Here is a 16,121-nt window from a genome sequence, read left to right on the forward strand (position 1 = left end):
ATTTGCGGTTGGGTTTACTTCACCGTCAGCACTTCATACCGCGCCACGGGCACGCCATCCTTCAGCAGCAGCAATTCCTGGTCGGCGTAGCGGTAGCCATTGACTTCGCCCAGGGTACTCAAGAGCAGGCGCTCGAGGTCCATGTCCTGCGGCTGGCACATCATCATGGTGCCGGCCATCTGTCCAAAGTTCAAGGTGCTGACGCCATCGCTGGTGTAGCCGCCCATCATCTGGTTGCAGCCGCTGTTGCCGCTGGCGCGGCCTTCGGCCAGCTGCAGGGTCACTTCGCGCTGTTCGGGCGCCTTGCGCACCACTTGCTTGCCCTTCAATTCCTTCAGCTTCCACTGCGTGCCCGTCAGTTTCGGCGCCGGCTTGGCGGGCGAGGTGGCGCCTGGCGCGGCGGCGGCAGCGTCGCTGCGTACGGGCGTTTGCGCGCAGCCGGCCGTGATGGCGACGATGGCGGCGAGGGGAATCAGACTGGCGAGTTTAAACATGGCAATCCTTCTTTAAATGAATGGCGCCAGCGTAGCAGATTGGCGCCGCGCCAGCGTGCACGGTTGACAGGCCTACCGCTCCTGCTCCAGCCGGGATTCGAGCACCGTGCGCGCCGCCGCCACGTAGGCGCGGCAAGCCTGCACATCGACAAACGCCTCGCTGCCGGCCGTGGCGCTCGCCTCCAGCCGCTCCCACAGTTGCGACGCCTCCGGGTGGGCCGAGATCAGCACGTCGCACGGCAGTTTTTCCAGGATCTCGAAGCTGTGGCGCAAGTCCGCCACCGCGTTCGGATACTCGCTGCTGGCGCTGAACTTGAAGCCTGGACGCGAGACGGCGTTGACACTGTCCGCGTAGACCATGTTCAGGCAGCGGGGACCGTCGCACGATTGCCACGTCCAGCTCAGGCCTCCGGGCGTGTGGCCCGGCGTGGCATGCGCCGTCACGTTGACGGGGCCGACGTTGAACTGGCCGCCATCGCGCGCCAGGCGCATGTCCTTGACGGGCGGGTACTTGGGCAGCGCATGGTATTGCGGGTCGTCCGGGCCCACTTCGCCCGATGCCAGATCCAGCGCGGCCGACGGGCTGGCGGCCACCAGCGCATTGCTGCGCCGCTGCAGTTCGGCCAGGCCGCCCGCATGGTCGATATGGCCGTGCGAATTGAGTATCAGCTTGACGTCCTCGATGCGAAAGCCCAGGGCGGCGATATTGGCGATGATTTTGGGCGCCGATTCCGGCAAGCCGCCGTCGATCAGCACGTGGCCCTGCGGCGACGTCACCAGCACGGAACTGAGGCCTTTCACGCCCACATAATAGGTATTGCCGAAGATGCGAAACGGTGTCTGGTCCGCGTTCCAGGTCGCGCAGACGTCGCAGCCCGGCGTCGGCGGCGTGACTGGCGCCTGGGCCCATGCCAGGGAACCATGGCCTGCCAGCAGCGCCAGCGCCAGTGCCAGTGCCAGCGCGCGTGTAAGAGTGGGGGGCATTGCGTTCCTTATCCGTGTTGCCAAGGTGGCGTATGCTGACATGGAACGGGACTGGACGCAAATGGCGCCTGGTGTCAGATCGCGTGCGCGGCGTGCAGTTCGCCGAGGATGGCCTCCTTTAATGGGGCTTGCGCCGCCGGCGTGCGCAGGCGGGGCCGGGGTGCGGCCACGTCGTAATGGGCGCGTGGCGGTCCGGCGCGCGTATCGAGCATGACGATGCGGTCGCTCAGGTACAGGGCTTCATCGATATCGTGCGTCACCAGCAGCACGCTCAAGCCATGGCGCGCGGCGACGGCGGCCAGCAAGTCCTGCAGCTTCATGCGCGTAAAAGCGTCGACGGCGGAAAACGGTTCGTCCAGTAGCAGGATGCGGGGCTGGCCGAACAGGCCGCGGGCAATCGCCGCGCGCTGCGCCTGGCCGCCCGACAGCTGCTTGGGCAGGCTGTGCGCATGGCCTTGCAAGCCCACTTCCTCCAGCAATTGCGCGACCCTGGGATCGTCTTCGCCACCGGAACCGAGGCCGAAGGCGATGTTTTGCGCCACCGTCAGCCAGGGAAACAGGCGTGGTTCCTGGAAGATCAGGCCGATGTCCGCGTGCACGCCCGCCAGCGGCTTGCCGCCCAGGCGCAATGTGCCGCGAAAGTCCGTATCGAGACCGGCCACGATGGACAGCAGGCTGCTCTTGCCGCAGCCGCTGGCGCCGATCAGGCTGACGATCTCGCCCTGGCGCAGCTGCACTTGCAGATTGTGCAGCACGCGCCGTGCGCCATAGGATTTGTCATGGATGGCAATGTCAAGCAGGGCAGTCATGCGTGGGGGCTTTCGTCAGGTGGTGGCATAGCTGTCGCGCCAGGCGAGCAAACGGGTTTCCAGGCGCTGCATCAGGTTGTCGCTGGCCTTGCCCAGCACGGCCAGCAGCACGATGGCGGCCAGCACGATGTCGGCGCGGCTCGTTTCGCGCCCGTCGCTGAGCAGATAACCGAGGCCCCGGCTGGCGGCGATCAGTTCGGCCGCCACCATGAACATCCAGGCCAGGCTCAAACCATTGCGCAGACCTGTGAAGATGGCGGGCAGGGCGGCCGGCAGCAGTACGCGGCGCGCCAGCGCGGGGCGGCTCAAACGGTACATGCGCGCCGCGTCGATCAGCTTGCGGTCCACGTCGCGGATGCCCGACGCCACGCCCATGTAGACGGGGAAGAAGGCGCCGATGCCGATCAGGACCAGTTTCGGCGCTTCATCAATGCCTAGCCACAGCAGCAGCAAGGGCACCCAGGCCAGCGAGGGAATGGCGCGTAATGCCTGGAACGTGGGGTCGAGCAGCGACTCCACTGTGCGGTTCAAGCCCACGGCCGCACCGAGCACAATAGCCAGCAGCGCGCCGCCCGCAAAGCCGATGGCCACGCGCACGGTGCTGGCCAGTACATGGCCGGCCAGGCCCTGGCGTGCCAGGTCGGCGATGGTGGCGCCGATGTCGCTGGGCGCCGGCAGCAGGTTGGCGGGAATGGCGCCCGTGCGCACACCCAGTTCCGCCGCCAGCAGCGCCAGCACGGGCAGCAGCAGGCCGAGCGCCGAGCGCGGCAAGCGAGGAAACTTGCGCCGCACGCCCGTGTCGTTGGCCTGTGCCGGTGCGGCGAGCATGTCTCTGGCCATGACCGCTTACGCCTTGCCGATGAAGGGGGCGGCGAAGCGCGTGTCGACCAGATCCGCGATGGCGCGGTTCAGGTCTGCACCGGACTTGACCAGCGCTTCATCGACGAGGATGGGCGCGGCCACCAGCAGGGCCTTCACATGTTCATTCGACGGCTGCGGATTGCTGAAGTCACTGCGCAGCTTTACCTGCAGCAGCGCCACCGGCAGGCTGACCTTGGCTTCCTCCGACAGGATCTTCGCCGCCTCGGCCGGATAGGCGCGTATCCAGGCGCGCGCCCGTTCGTAGGCCTGTATCACCTTGCCCACTTCGGCCGGGCGGCTGGCGAGGAAGTCCTCGCGCACGTTCAGGAAACCGTAGGTGTTGAAGGCCACGTTGCGGTAGATCAGGCGCGACCCCGCTTCCAGCTCGCTGGCGGCCATGTGCGGATCGAGGCCAGCCCAGGCATCGACCTTGCCCTGCTCCAGCGCCGCGCGGCCGTCGGCATGCTGCAGGCTGACGTGTTCGATGTCGCCGCGTTTCAGGCCCGCCGTCTTCAATGCGCGCAGCAGGAACAGATACGGGTCGGTGCCCTTGGTGGCAGCCACCTTCTTGCCTTTCAAGTCGGCGAGGCTGCGGATGGGACTATCCTTGCGCACCACCAGCGCCGTCCACTCGGGACGCGAAAAAATATACGGCGCGCGGATGGGGTTGCCGTTGGCGCGCGCCAGCAGGGCGGCCAGGCCGGCGCTCGAACCGATGTCGATGCTGTTGGCGTTCAGGTATTCGAGGGCGCGGTTGCTGCCCGCGCTGAGCACCCACTTGATGCTGGTGCCGTCCGGCTTGAACGCTTCTTCCAGCCAGCCGAAACGGCGCAGTACCAGGCTGGTGGGCGAATAATAGGCGTAGTCGAGGCGTAGCTCCTTCAAGGGCGCCTGCGCGGCGGCGCGGGTGAGGCCGGGCAAGGCGGCGAGGGTGGCGCCGCTGGCGGCCAGTTGCAAGATGGTTCTGCGTTTCATGGTGTCCTTGAATGGGGAATTGGATGCGTCAAGCCGCTGCCAGGGCGGCGTCGGCGGCGGGTGCGATGCTGACCTGGCGTCCCGCATGACCGGCAGGCAGGCGCGGGCCCTGGCCGAAGACCTTGTGGCGCAAGCTGCCTTCCTCGTACTCGGTGCGGTAGCGGCCGCGCCGCTGTAGTTCCGGCACGATGTGGGTCACCACGTCGGCCATGCTGTCGTGCGCCACGGCGAAGGCGAGATTGAAACCGTCGATGCCCGTTTCATCGAGCCAGCTTTCCAGCTGGTCGGCCACCTGGCGCGCATCGCCCACCAGTACCGGGCCGCGTCCGCCCAGGCCGATGTATTCGGCCGCTTCGCGTACCGTCCACGTGCGGTCCGGGTCGGCCTGGCTGAACGAGGCCAGCGCCGAGCGGCCGGCCGGGGAATCGATGTAGTCGATGGTGGCGTCGAGCGGGTAGCGGCTGAAATCGACGCCCGTCCAGCCGGACAGCAGCACCAGCGCCGCCTCGATATTCACATGGCGCAGGTAGTCGGCATGCTTGGCGCGCGCTTCTTCCTCGGTAGCGCCCGTGATGACCAGCGCCTGCGCGTAGATCAGCAGCGCGTCGCCATCGCGCCCGCTTTGCCGCACGGCGGCGCGCAAGTCGTCCGCATAGCGTTTCACCACCGTTTTGCTGGGGCCGCTGACAAAGGTGGCTTCCGCGTGGCGCGCCGCAAAGCGCGTGCCGCGCGGCGAGGTGCCCGCCTGGTACAGCAGGGGCGTGCGCTGCGGCGACGGCTCGCACAAATGGATGCCGGGCACCTGGTAGTGGCGCCCGGCATGGTTGATCGGATGTACCTTGGCGGGATCGGCGTAGATGCCGCGCGCCTTGTCGTTGACGACGGCGTCGTCGTCCCAGCTTTTTTCCCACAGCTTGTAGACGACGTCGAGGTATTCGTCGGCCAGGTCATAGCGTTCGTCGTGGCCCAGCTGCTGTTGCAGGCCCAGGTTGCGCGCCGCGCTATCGAGGTAGCCGGTGACGATATTCCAGCCGATGCGCCCACCCGTCAGGTGGTCGAGCGTGGAGATGCGCCGCGCGAACGTGTACGGATGTTCATAGGTGAGGGCGCAGGTGACGCCGAAACCCAGGTGCGTGGTCGCTTGCGCCATGATGGGCACGAGCGCCAGCGGGTCGTTCAGCGGCACTTGCACGCCGTGTTCCAGGGCCGCATCGAGGCTGCCCCGGTACACATCGTACACGCCCAGCACGTCGGCCAGGAACACCGCGTCGAACAGGCCCGCTTCCAGCAGCTGCGCCAGTTCCGTCCAGTGCGCGGGGTCCGTGTAGCGGTGGCTGCGGTCGCGCGCATGCGTCCACAGGCCCGGCGACTGATGGCCGACGGTATTCATCTGGAAGGCGTTGAAGCGTATCGTCTTTGCCATGGCTTATTTTGCTGCCGTCTGCAAGGCTTGCTGGTAGTCGGGTTTCGAATAGCCGGCAAAGTGTTTATTCGTGATGTCGAGGAATTCGCGCGAGCGGTAGGCGGCCGCCAGATCCTTGGCGAACTGCTTGTCCTTGTCCGCCGTGCGGATGGCCACCAGGTTGATGTAGTTGGGCGAGATTTTCTCGGCCACCAGCGCCTCCGTCAGCTTCAGCCCCGACGCCAGCGCGTAATTGCCGTTGATGAAGGAGTAATCGGTGTCGCCCAGCGAGCGTGGCAGCTGCGCCGCTTCCAGCGGCAGCAGCTTGATTTTCTTCGTGTTGACGGCGATATCCTTTTCCGACGCGCGCACGGGGTCGAAGCTGGCGCGCAGCTTGATCCAGCCCAATTGGTCGAGCAGCACCAGCGCGCGCGCCTGGTTGGTCGGGTCGTTCGGCAAGCCCACCGTCGTGCCTTCCTTCACGTCATCCAGCGTCTTGTGCTTCTTGCTGTAAATGGCAATCGGCGCCGTGGGTATCGTGATCAGGTCCGTCAGGGCCAGCTTGTGCTCCAGCGCGAATTTCTTCAGGTAGACGATGTGCTGGAAGACGTTGGCGTCCAGCGAACCCTCGGCCAGCGCGAAGTTCGGCTGGATGTAGTCATTGAATTCCACCAGCCTGACCTTGTAGCCCTGCTTTTCCAGGATAGGCTTGATGCCCAGCTTGATCTGGTCCGCGTACGGCCCCGCGCTGGTGCCGATGGTGATGTCTTTCGGGTCCTTGGCGTGGACGAAGCTGCTCGCCAGGGCGAGGGTCAGGGCGGTGAGAAGGATGCTGCGGCGGGCGAAGGTCATGGTGGCTCCTTGGTGGGTAAATTATGAATACGCGGTCGGCTCGGGCACCGTGCCGGTCAAGGCAAAGCGTCCCAGGTCGCGCAGCTTGTAGTCGATGGGGTCGTGCAGGGTATGCACGCGCACGTTGCGCCAGTAGCGGTCGTATCCATACTGGGCCGAGGTGGAACGGGCGCCCGTCAGTTCGAACATCTGGCTGCTGATGTCCAGTCCCGCCTTGTGCGCCAGGCATTTGGCTTCGGCCACGGCCACGGCCAGCAAGCCCCGTTCGCGCGCCGTCACCAGCGCGCCCTTGCGGAACACCTTTTCCAGTTCCTGCGCCGCCAAGTCGGCCAGCACTTGCGCGGGACGCAGCAACAGCCATAGCTGGCCGTAGCGGTGCTGCACCAATGGGTCGTCCGTTGCCCTGGCCACGCCCGAGGCAAACCAGGCTTTTGCCTGCTCGTCCGTGTACAGGCGCGCCGCCTCGAATGCCCCTTCGGCGATACCCAGGTACAGGTTGGCCATGATCAGCTGTGCGATCTGCGAGCGCACGGTCGCTTGCGGCGTGGCGGCCTGCGCGGGCGCCTGCAGCACCAGCTCGCGCGGCAGGGCGACCCTCTGGAAGTGCACATTGCCGCTATCCGTCTGGCGCTGGCCGAAGGCGTCCCAATCCGCCTGCACGGTGACGCCATCCTGGCGCGTGGGCAGGGCGGCAATCAGCGCCGTTTGCGTGGGCGCGTGCCAGGCGGAGACGGTCAGCCAGTCCGATCCCACGGAACCGGAAGAAAAGCTCTTGATGCCGTCGAGGATAAAACCGTCGTCGCTGTCGGTGGCCGTGACCCGTTTGTCGAGCGGGTTCAAGGCATTGCCCCAGAACAGGCGCTCGTCAACGGTCAGGGTGAGCAGGCGGCGCTGCTGCTGCGCGCTGCCATACAGCTGCAGGCCGGCCAGCTGCAAATGGTGGAAGCCGAAGACATGCGCCAGCGCGCTGTCGGCGCGCGCCAGGATGCGGATTACCTGGTACACGAGGGGCCACGATGCGCCCTGGCCGCCGAACTCCACGGGGATCGACAGGGTCAGCAAGCCTGACTCGCGCAGCCATTCACGCTCCTGCGCCGCATGGCCGCCGGCCTGGTCGCGGGCATTGGCTGTTTCGGCCAGGCGCGCGGCCAGCTTTGTTGCGATGCGGATGGCGTCCTGCAGGGGCTCCGGCACAGGCGGCTGGGGACGGGCGGCATGGAGAAAAACGCTAGACATGGGTGACATTCCAGAAAGACGATGACGCCGATATTGCACCGCCAGGCACGCGCCGTACACGAAGAAAACCGCGCATGGATATGCGAAAAAAGCCAAGCGGCAGAATGCGCGATGGCGTGTGGGGCGTCAGGCCCGGATAGTCAAAAAATGCATATCGAAGCGCGAAAGCATTCGTTTTACTGGGCTTCTGATGGCGATAGGCTGCAAGCATCCGAGCAACGCCACTTTCGATCACCTACAGGGACGGGCATCACATGAGCATCTTGTTATTGGGCGGTAGCCCGCAACTCCCATCGAGTTCCAGCCGCCTGCTGCTGCATATCGGCGAACAGCTGGCGCTGCAGGGCCACAGCTACGCCAGGCTGCATGTGCGCGACTTGCCGGCGCGCGCCTTGCTGCTGGCCGACTATGACGATGCGGCGATTGCCCGCGCCGTGCGCGCCGTGGCCGATGCCGACGCCATCGTGATCGCCACGCCCATCTACAAGGCGTCGTATACAGGGCTGTTGAAAGCTTTTCTCGACTTGCTGCCGCAAGACGGCCTGGCCGGTAAGCTGGTGCTGCCGCTGGCCACGGGCGGCGGCCATGCCCACACCCTGGCGCTCGACTACGCGCTGCGTCCCGTGCTGCATGCGCTGGGCGCCAAGCAAGTCTTCACCAGCATTTATGCCAATGCGCAGCAACTGGCGTGGCACGAAGAAGGGGGCCTGAGCCTGGATGCGCCGATTGCCGACCGCGTGCAGGCTGGTATCGAGGAACTCTCCACGGGCCTGTTCGTGCTGCAGGGCCGCCGTCCGCCCGCGCCAGCCGAGGTATCGCACCCCGTGCGTACGCTGCAAGAGCAGCCTTACGCGCCTCAGTATCAAGCCGCCTGATTATTCACCGACCAAGGAACCGCCATGACACACCGCCACGCACAACGCCTTTCGCGCCGTACCACTCTGGGCCTGCTGTTTGCCGCCGCCGCCGGCGTGATGGCGGCCGGCATGCCGATCGCGGCGCAGGCGCAGGCCAAGGGGGAGGTCCGCATCGGTTATCAGAAATACGGCACCCTGACCCTGCTGAAAGGGCGCGGCACGCTGGAAAAACGCCTGGCCGAACAGGGCGTGGGCGTGAAATGGACGGAGTTCCCGGCCGGCCCCGTGCTGCTCGAAGGCTTGAACGTGGGCAGCATCGATTTCGGCACCGTGGGCGAGGCGCCGCCGATCTTCGCCCAGGCGGCCGGCGCCAATCTGGTATATGTCGGCAATGAGCCAGCGTCGCCGGCCAGCGAAGCCATCGTCGTGCCCAAGGGTTCCGGCCTGCGCACCCTGGCCGACTTGAAGGGCAAGAAAATCGCCCTGAACAAGGGTTCGAACGTGCACTACCTGTTATTGAAAGCGCTGGAAAAGGCCGGCGTCGCATACGCCGACATCCAGCCCGTGTTCCTGCCGCCGGCCGATGCGCGCGCCGCATTCGAGCGGGGCAGCGTGGATGCGTGGGCCATCTGGGATCCATTCCTGGCGGCCGCTGAAAAGCAGCTGGGCGCGCGCGTGCTGGCCGATGGCAAGGGCCTGGTGGCGAACTACCAGTTTTATCTGGCCTCGCGCACGTATGCGGAAAAAAATCCCGAGATCCTGCGCATCGTGCTCGATGAAGTGGCCAAGGTCGATGACTGGGGCCGTAACAATCCGGAAGAGGTGGCGACGATCCTCGCCGCACAGACGGGACTGGGCAAGGACGTCGTGGCGCTGGCCGCCTCGCGCTATGCGTATGGCGTGAAACCCGTGTCGGTCGACGTCATCGCTTCGCAGCAAAGGGTGGCGGACGCGTTTTCCAGCCTGAAGCTGATTCCGAAACCGATCGTCGTCAAGGACGCGCTGCTGCCCGTCAAGCAAGTCGCCACCAAATAAACAAAGAGAGATTGAGAACACCATGTCATTGAATATATTCTGGTTCATTCCTACGCACGGCGACAGCCGTTACCTGGGCACGTCGCAAGGCGCGCGTCCCGTCGATGCCGATTATTTGCGCCAGGTGGCCGTGGCCGCCGACACGCTCGGCTACGACGGCGTGCTGCTGCCGACGGGCCGCTCCTGCGAAGATGCATGGGTGGTGGCCTCGTCGCTGATCAGCGTAACGCAAAAGCTCAAATTCCTCGTCGCCATCCGCCCCGGCCTGTCCACGCCCGGCCTGGCCGTGCGCATGGCGTCCACCTTTGACCGCCTGTCGAACGGACGTCTCTTGATCAACGTCGTCACGGGCGGCGACCAGGGCGAACTGGAAGCGGACGGCCTGTTTGCTGACCACGCCAAGCGCTATGAAATCTCCGATGAATTCATCAAGGTGTGGCGCGCCACCCTGGCGGGCGAGGGCGGCGCGGCCGGCTACGATTTCGAGGGCAAGCATATCCAGGTCAAAGGCGCGAAAACCCTGTACCCGCCCGTGCAGAAACCGTATCCGCCCCTGTATTTCGGCGGCTCGTCGGAGCCCGCGCATGAACTGGCGGCCGAGCAGATGGACGTGTACCTGACGTGGGGCGAGCCGCCGGCCGCCGTGGCCGAGAAAATCGCCGACATCCGCGCGCGCGCGGCAAAAAAAGGCCGCACGGTCCGGTTTGGCATCCGATTGCACGTGATCGTGCGCGAAACGAACGAGGCGGCCTGGCGCGCGGCCGATGAACTGATCAGCCACCTGGACGACGACATCATCGCCAAGGCACAGGCGGCCTTTGGCAAGATGGATTCCGTGGGCCAGCAGCGCATGGCGGCCCTGCATGGCGGACGGCGCGACAAGCTCGAAGTGTCGCCGAATCTGTGGGCCGGCGTGGGCCTGGTGCGCGGCGGCGCGGGCACGGCCCTCGTCGGCGACGGCCCGACCGTCGTGGCGCGCATGCAGGAATACGCGGACCTGGGCATCGACACCTTCATTTTCTCGGGCTACCCGCACCTGGAAGAATCGTACCGCTTTGCCGAGCTGGTGTTCCCGCTGCTGGGCAAGGGCAAGGCCGTGGGTGAGCAGTCCTTGAGCGGCCCCTTCGGCGAAGTCATGGCCAGCAATATCGTGCCTGCCGCGCCACAGAAAAAGGCGGCCTGAGATGGCGGCCGGCTCGATACAACGGGCAGGCGCCGCGCCGTGGCGTGATTCGCTGGCGCCATGGGCCTTGCCCGTGGCGCTGCTGCTGGCCTGGCAGCTGGCGGCGCAGTGGGGCTGGCTGTCGAGCCGCATCCTGCCCGAGCCGTGGGCCGTGGCGAAAGCCTTCTGGCACCTGGCCGTGTCGGGCGAATTGTGGCTGCACCTGAAAACAAGCTTGTGGCGCGCCACGGTCGGTTTCGCCGTCGGTGCGGGGCTGGGCTTGCTGCTGGGATTATTGACGGGCAGCTTCCGCCACGCGGAAACCCTGCTCGACACGACCCTGCAAATGGTGCGCAACATCCCGGCCCTGGCTTTGATTCCGCTGGTGATCCTGTGGTTCGGCATCGATGAAACGGCCAAGCTGTTCCTGCTGGCCGTCGGCGTCTTCTTTCCCGTCTACCTGAACACCTTCCACGGCATCCGCTCGGCCGACCAGGGCTTGATCGAAATGGCGAAAAGCTACGGTCTCTCGGGCTGGCCTTTGTACCGCGACGTGATCCTGCCGGCCGCCATGCCCTCGATTCTGGTCGGCGTGCGCTTTTCGCTGGGCCTCGTGTGGGTGCTGCTGATCGTCGCCGAAACCATCTCGGCGCAGGCCGGCATCGGCTACATGACCATGAATGCCCGCGAATTCCTGCAAACGGACGTGGTGCTGGTGGGGATTTTGCTGTACGCCTTGCTGGGCAAACTGGCCGATCTGTTCTCGCGCCGGCTGGAACGCCACTGCCTGCGCTGGAATCCCGCTTACCGATAGTGACGAAATGAGGAAAGAAACTACCATGCTGCTCGCCCCCATCCAGATCGAAACGGATTTTTTGTCGCACTTCGTGCAGTACGACCCGGCCAGCGCGCCGCCGCAGGCCAAGGCCGCGCCGCAAGCTCCATTGGCGCGCCGTGGCGTGCCTTTGGAACTGACGCAATTGAGCAAGGCCTATGGCGAACGTCCGGTGTTGAAAAACGTCGACCTGCAGCTGGAAGCGGGAGAGTTCGTTGCCATCGTGGGACGCAGCGGCTGCGGCAAGAGCACCTTGCTGCGTTCGATCGCGGGCCTGGAAAGCGTCGATGACGGCAGCATCGCCATCGGCAGTGGCGTGGGCGCGCCCGACATCCGCATCATGTTCCAGGAATCGCGTTTGCTGCCGTGGAAAACGGTGCTCGACAACGTGGCCCTGGGGCTACCCCGTTCCGTCGGCGCGGCGGCCGCCTCGCTGTGGACGGTGGGCCTGGCCGAACGGGCGGACGACTGGCCGTCGGCGTTATCGGGCGGGCAGAAGCAGCGCGTGGCGCTGGCACGCGCCCTCGTGCACGAGCCGCAACTGCTGCTGCTCGACGAACCCCTGGGCGCGCTCGACGCCCTGACGCGCATCGAGATGCAGCAGCTGATCGAGTCGCTGTGGCTGGCGCGCGGTTTCACGGCCGTGCTGGTGACGCATGACGTGGCCGAAGCCGTGGCCCTGGCCGACCGGGTGCTGCTGATCGAGGATGGCCAGATCACCATGGACGTGCAGGTGGACTTGCCGCGCCCGCGACAGCGCGGCCATGCGGCTTTCGCCGCGCTGGAGCAGGCTATCTTGTCGCGGGTGCTGCAGCCGTCTCGGCCAGGACAATAAAGCCGTCGGCATCGACGCTTGCCACGATGGCTTCATAATTGTCGATGGCAGGGTGGCGCGTGGCCAGCGGGTGCGCATGCGTGGCGGTGACGACGATGACTTTCGCGCCAGCCGCTTCGCCCGCCTCAATGCCGACCGACGCATCCTCGAACACCAGGCAGTCGGCTGGCGCCACGCCCAGTTTTTCAGCGGCCAGCAGATAGCAATCGGGTTTTGGTTTGCCGGCCTTGACGTCTTCCGCCGTCACCATGATGGCCGGTATCGGCATGCCGGCCGCCTTCAGGCGGGCAGTGGCCAGTGCCCTCGGCGCCGAGGTGACGATGGCCCATTGCGCGGGCGGCAGCGATTCCAAAAAGCGCAGCGCGCCCGCGATTTCAATAATCCCTTCCACATCGATGATTTCCGCATCCGTGATGCCCTGCGACTCGCGCTGCGCGTCGACGCCGGGCAAGCGCAGTTTGGCGATGGTGTCGACCGAGCGCGCGCCGTGGATGGTGGGCAGGAACGCCGCCACATCGAGGCCCTGGCGCTGCGCCCAAGTGCCCCAGATGCGTTCGGCGGCGGCGATGGAATTGATGACGGTGCCGTCCATGTCGAACAGAAAAGCGCGATAGCGGCCGGCGGCCGACGGTAGCGGGGATGAAGACGGCGAGGGCAGTGCGGACATGGCTTCCTTCCAGATGATGGGCTGGAAGCCATTGTAACGGCAGGCGATTTTTATTTCACAGGTAGACCGATTCAAACCTGGCCACGGGCGCGCCATCCTTGAGCAGGATCAGCTTCTCGCCGTCGAGCTGGTAGCCCGTCACGCTGTTTAAATTGGCCAGCACGGCGCTTTCCAGCTGCATCAAAGGGGGCGGGCAGGCCATGCGCGTGCCAGCCAGCTGGGTGAAGCGCAGGGCCGTGCCGGCCACGGTATAGCCGCCCATGACGCGGTTGCAGCCAGTGAAACCGGTGACCTTGCCATCGTCGGTGAGGGTAATGCGCACTTCGCGCTCCTGCTGCGGCGCCATCGCCACGGGAGCCCCATCGAGCTGCGTGAGCTTCCAGTAGGTATTCGTCAGGCTGGCGTTCGGCTTGGCGCTGTCGCTGGTGGCGGCGCAACCGCCGGCCATGGCGATGGCGGCGGCGAGGGGAAGGTATTTAAGATGATGCGTGAGGCGATGCAGCATGGGATGCTCCTGTGAGAGGGGAATGCCTGCAGACTAGCAGGTTTTTCGCACAGCTCAGCGCACGGCAGCGGCGATTGTTTCCATTTTGCCAGTCCTGGCATTAAACTCATGTTTTCTATTGTTTTAACGTTGATCGGGGAGCCTGGCCGATGCTGCAAGCGCAAGCGCTGGATAATCGACTGGTGGCCACCACCGACGACGATGTGCTGGTCGACCGCATCGTGCCCGGCGCGCCGTTGGTGATCGCCTTCGGCTTCGTCTCGTGGACCACGCGTCCCGCCTTCGATTTTTACGGGCGCCTGAGAAAACTGGAACAGGCCAGCGGCCAGCATCTGAACAAAATCCTCGTGCGCGATTCGGGCAATGCCTGGTACCACCGCCGCATCGCGGGCCTGGGCAACCACGTCGACGAGACGGCGCAAGCCCTGCGCGAGCTTGTGCGCCGCATCGCGCCGAGCCAGGTCACGACCGTCGGCCAGTCCATGGGCGCGTATGGGGCCGTCATGTATGGCTTGCTGCTCGATGTGCAGCAGATCGTCGCCTTCGGGCCATTGTCCTTCCTCGACGTGCAGCAGGCGCGCTTGTACCACGAGCTGCGCTGGCTGCCCGTGATGGAGTCGCTGGCGCAAGACCCGCCGGCGTCCGGCTACTACGACCTGGCGGCCCTGTGCCGCGCCAGGGCGACGGACGCCACGCAGCTGCACCTGGTGTTTGGTACGCGGCCTGACGCGGCCCGGCCTGACGCGGCCAGCGTGGGTGCCAGCGCCAGCGAATCGGTCAACCTCGACGCCATGCACGCGCAGCGCCTGGCCGCCTTCGGCCGCTCTACCCTGCATCCGTTTCCCCAGTCGGGCCACGCCGTGGTGCAGCACCTGATCGACACGAAGCGCATCAATGCTCTACTGGCCAAGTGCATACTGGGTCTTGCGCTGGAAGAGGAAGCCATGCCGGACATCAGCCGCGAGTGGCTGGACTGGGTGGCGGAAAACCTGCGTTTGGGCTGCGCCGGCGAACAGCTGGTGGCCGTGCTGCAGCAGCACGGGTTTTCGCTGGCCAGCAGCGTGGCCGCCGTGGATGCCGTCCGCGCCAAGGCCCTATGACGCCGCAGTTCGAACTCGATACCCTGAAAATGCGCATCGCCGCGTCCGAACTGGCGGCGCTCGATTTGCGCGTGCGGGTGCAGCGCGCGCTGCGCCAGCTGATACTCGATGGCGTGCTGGCGCCCGGCCTGCGCCTGCCGGCCACGCGCGCGCTGGCGCAGTCGCTGGGTGTATCGCGCGACACGGTGGAAATGGCGTACGCGCAGCTGCGCCTGGACGGTTATATCGAGCGGCAGGCGGGATCGGGGAGTTTTGTCTCGCCGACGATAGGCGCGAGCTTGCTGGGCAAGCCGGCGGTGGCACCGCTGTCCATGCCAGCGCAGCCGGTGGCCCTCAGCGTGCGCGGCGCGCAGATTCTCGCCAGCGGCGGCGTGGCCGACCAGCAGACCGTAAAAGCTTTTGCCACGGGCTTGCCGGAAACGCGGGCCTTTCCGCTCGACGTGTGGGAGCGCTTGCGGCGCCAGGCGGCCGGCGAACACCGTGCCGGCATACTGCTGCACGGCGACCCGCAAGGGGCCGAGGCTTTGCGCCAGGCCATCGCCGATTATGTGAATCTGGAGCGGGGCGCGCGGGCCACGGCCAGCCAGGTGCTGGTGCTGAGCAGCACGCGCCAGGCCCTGTACCTGTGCGGGCAGGTGCTGGCCGACGCGCATGGCCCCATCCTGATGGAAGACCCGGGCTATTTCGGCGCGCGCAAGGCGTTCGAGATGGCGCAATTACGAGTCGTGCCCGTGCCCGTCGATGCGGATGGCTTGTCCATCGACCACCTGCGTGCCGACACGAGCGGCGCGAACACGGTGTATGTCACGCCGTCGCATCAATATCCGACGGGCGCCACCCTGGCGCTCGAGCGCCGCCTGGCCCTGACGGCCTGGGCGGCGGAACGCCAGGGCTGGATCATCGAGGACGATTACGACAGCCAGTTTCATTACGCGGGCTTGCCGACGGCGTGCGTGCAGGGACTCGACACGCAGCAGCGCACGATTTACCTGGGCACCTTCGCCAAGTCGCTGTATCCGGGCCTGCGCATCGGCTACATGGTGCTGCCGCCCGCGCTGGTGAAACCGATGACGTACGCGCGCAGCATTCTCGATGGCCACACGCCGCAACTCGATCAATTGACACTGGCCCGTTTCATCGCCGATGGCCATTTCGCTGCCCACGTGCGCGCCATGCGCAAGGTCTATGCCGTGCGCCGCGATGCGATGGCGCAGGCCGTGCAGCGGCACTTGCCGCACGTCGTCACGGCGCAGCTGCCGCCGGGCGGCTTGCAGATGCCCTGTCTGCTGCACGAGGGCAGGGACGAGCTGGACACGATACGCCTGGCGGCGCAGGCGGGCATCGCGCTGCCAGGCCTGAGCCGCTTGTACGCGACGCCGCCGGCGCGCGGCGGCTGGCTGCTGGGCTTTGCGGCCTTGACCCCGCACGAGATCGACAGCGGCATCGTCCGCCTGGCCCACGCGCTGGGCTGATGCTGTCAAAGTGGTCTGTTGTATGTGCTTGAATTGGCCT

General features: G+C 66.0%; 17 protein-coding genes. 7 read left to right on the forward strand and 10 right to left on the reverse strand.

Annotated features, from left to right (window positions below; all coding sequences use genetic code 11):
• Positions 1-14: 14 nt before the first annotated feature.
• From HWE17_RS06970 to HWE17_RS07005, 8 genes are all read right to left on the reverse strand, one after another.
• Positions 15-494 (reverse strand): META domain-containing protein, encoded by a 480-nt coding sequence (locus tag HWE17_RS06970; protein WP_176388273.1) that lies wholly within the window; start codon positions 492-494, stop codon positions 15-17.
• Between the two features lie 72 nt (positions 495-566).
• Positions 567-1,478 carry a subclass B3 metallo-beta-lactamase gene (gene bla, locus HWE17_RS06975; RefSeq protein ID WP_176388274.1) on the reverse strand — a complete coding sequence of 304 codons (912 nt, stop codon included), beginning with the start codon at positions 1,476-1,478 and terminating at the stop codon, positions 567-569.
• Between the two features lie 74 nt (positions 1,479-1,552).
• Positions 1,553-2,287 carry an ABC transporter ATP-binding protein gene (locus tag HWE17_RS06980; protein ID WP_176388275.1) on the reverse strand — a complete coding sequence of 245 codons (735 nt, stop codon included), beginning with the start codon at positions 2,285-2,287 and terminating at the stop codon, positions 1,553-1,555.
• A gap of 15 nt (positions 2,288-2,302) precedes the next feature.
• Positions 2,303-3,127 (reverse strand): ABC transporter permease, encoded by an 825-nt coding sequence (locus HWE17_RS06985; protein ID WP_217916717.1) that lies wholly within the window; start codon positions 3,125-3,127, stop codon positions 2,303-2,305.
• A gap of 6 nt (positions 3,128-3,133) precedes the next feature.
• Positions 3,134-4,123, reverse strand: a complete 990-nt coding sequence (locus tag HWE17_RS06990) for an aliphatic sulfonate ABC transporter substrate-binding protein (RefSeq protein WP_176388276.1) — start codon at positions 4,121-4,123, stop codon at positions 3,134-3,136.
• A 28-nt stretch (positions 4,124-4,151) separates the two neighbouring features.
• On the reverse strand, positions 4,152-5,546 hold the full coding sequence (locus tag HWE17_RS06995; protein ID WP_176388277.1) for an LLM class flavin-dependent oxidoreductase: 1,395 nt from the start codon (positions 5,544-5,546) through the stop codon (positions 4,152-4,154).
• A gap of 3 nt (positions 5,547-5,549) precedes the next feature.
• Positions 5,550-6,377 carry a MetQ/NlpA family ABC transporter substrate-binding protein gene (locus HWE17_RS07000; protein WP_176388278.1) on the reverse strand — a complete coding sequence of 276 codons (828 nt, stop codon included), beginning with the start codon at positions 6,375-6,377 and terminating at the stop codon, positions 5,550-5,552.
• A gap of 21 nt (positions 6,378-6,398) precedes the next feature.
• Positions 6,399-7,613, reverse strand: coding sequence for an acyl-CoA dehydrogenase family protein (locus tag HWE17_RS07005; RefSeq protein ID WP_176388279.1), 1,215 nt, complete (start codon positions 7,611-7,613; stop codon positions 6,399-6,401).
• A gap of 254 nt (positions 7,614-7,867) precedes the next feature.
• Between HWE17_RS07005 and ssuE the strand changes: the two genes are divergently transcribed.
• The 5 genes from ssuE to HWE17_RS07030 are packed head-to-tail and all read left to right on the forward strand — an operon-like array spanning position 7,868 to position 12,337.
• Positions 7,868-8,488: an NADPH-dependent FMN reductase gene (gene ssuE / locus HWE17_RS07010; RefSeq protein ID WP_176388280.1), complete on the forward strand. Its 621-nt coding sequence runs from the start codon at positions 7,868-7,870 to the stop codon at positions 8,486-8,488.
• Positions 8,489-8,512: 24 nt separating this feature from the next.
• The gene (locus tag HWE17_RS07015) at positions 8,513-9,505 is read left to right on the forward strand and encodes a sulfonate ABC transporter substrate-binding protein (RefSeq protein WP_176388281.1); all 993 of its coding nucleotides are present in this window, start codon (positions 8,513-8,515) and stop codon (positions 9,503-9,505) included.
• 22 nt (positions 9,506-9,527) lie between these two features.
• Positions 9,528-10,688, forward strand: a complete 1,161-nt coding sequence (gene ssuD / locus HWE17_RS07020; protein WP_035817636.1) for an FMNH2-dependent alkanesulfonate monooxygenase — start codon at positions 9,528-9,530, stop codon at positions 10,686-10,688.
• A gap of 1 nt (position 10,689) precedes the next feature.
• Positions 10,690-11,481 carry an aliphatic sulfonate ABC transporter permease SsuC gene (gene ssuC, locus HWE17_RS07025; RefSeq protein WP_176388282.1) on the forward strand — a complete coding sequence of 264 codons (792 nt, stop codon included), beginning with the start codon at positions 10,690-10,692 and terminating at the stop codon, positions 11,479-11,481.
• Between the two features lie 25 nt (positions 11,482-11,506).
• On the forward strand, positions 11,507-12,337 hold the full coding sequence (locus tag HWE17_RS07030) for an ATP-binding cassette domain-containing protein (protein WP_176388283.1): 831 nt from the start codon (positions 11,507-11,509) through the stop codon (positions 12,335-12,337).
• Here HWE17_RS07030 and HWE17_RS07035 read toward each other — a convergent pair.
• Positions 12,294-13,004 (reverse strand): HAD-IA family hydrolase, encoded by a 711-nt coding sequence (locus HWE17_RS07035; RefSeq protein ID WP_176388284.1) that lies wholly within the window; start codon positions 13,002-13,004, stop codon positions 12,294-12,296. The genes HWE17_RS07030 and HWE17_RS07035 overlap by 44 nt on opposite strands.
• A 55-nt stretch (positions 13,005-13,059) precedes the next feature.
• Positions 13,060-13,509 carry an META domain-containing protein gene (locus HWE17_RS07040; protein ID WP_176388285.1) on the reverse strand — a complete coding sequence of 150 codons (450 nt, stop codon included), beginning with the start codon at positions 13,507-13,509 and terminating at the stop codon, positions 13,060-13,062.
• 149 nt (positions 13,510-13,658) lie between these two features.
• On the opposite strand from HWE17_RS07040, the gene HWE17_RS07045 reads away from it, so the two are divergent.
• Together HWE17_RS07045 and HWE17_RS07050 are read left to right on the forward strand one after the other, a co-directional pair.
• The gene (locus HWE17_RS07045) at positions 13,659-14,609 is read left to right on the forward strand and encodes a hypothetical protein (protein WP_176388286.1); all 951 of its coding nucleotides are present in this window, start codon (positions 13,659-13,661) and stop codon (positions 14,607-14,609) included.
• Complete coding sequence (locus HWE17_RS07050; protein WP_176388287.1) at positions 14,606-16,081, forward strand: PLP-dependent aminotransferase family protein; 1,476 nt, start codon at positions 14,606-14,608, stop codon at positions 16,079-16,081. Before HWE17_RS07045 ends, HWE17_RS07050 begins: the two co-directional genes overlap by 4 nt.
• Positions 16,082-16,121: the final 40 nt, after the last annotated feature.

The organism is Janthinobacterium sp. BJB401 (genome assembly GCF_013372745.1).
GTDB classification, from domain to species: Bacteria; Pseudomonadota; Gammaproteobacteria; order Burkholderiales; family Burkholderiaceae_D; genus Janthinobacterium; species Janthinobacterium rivuli.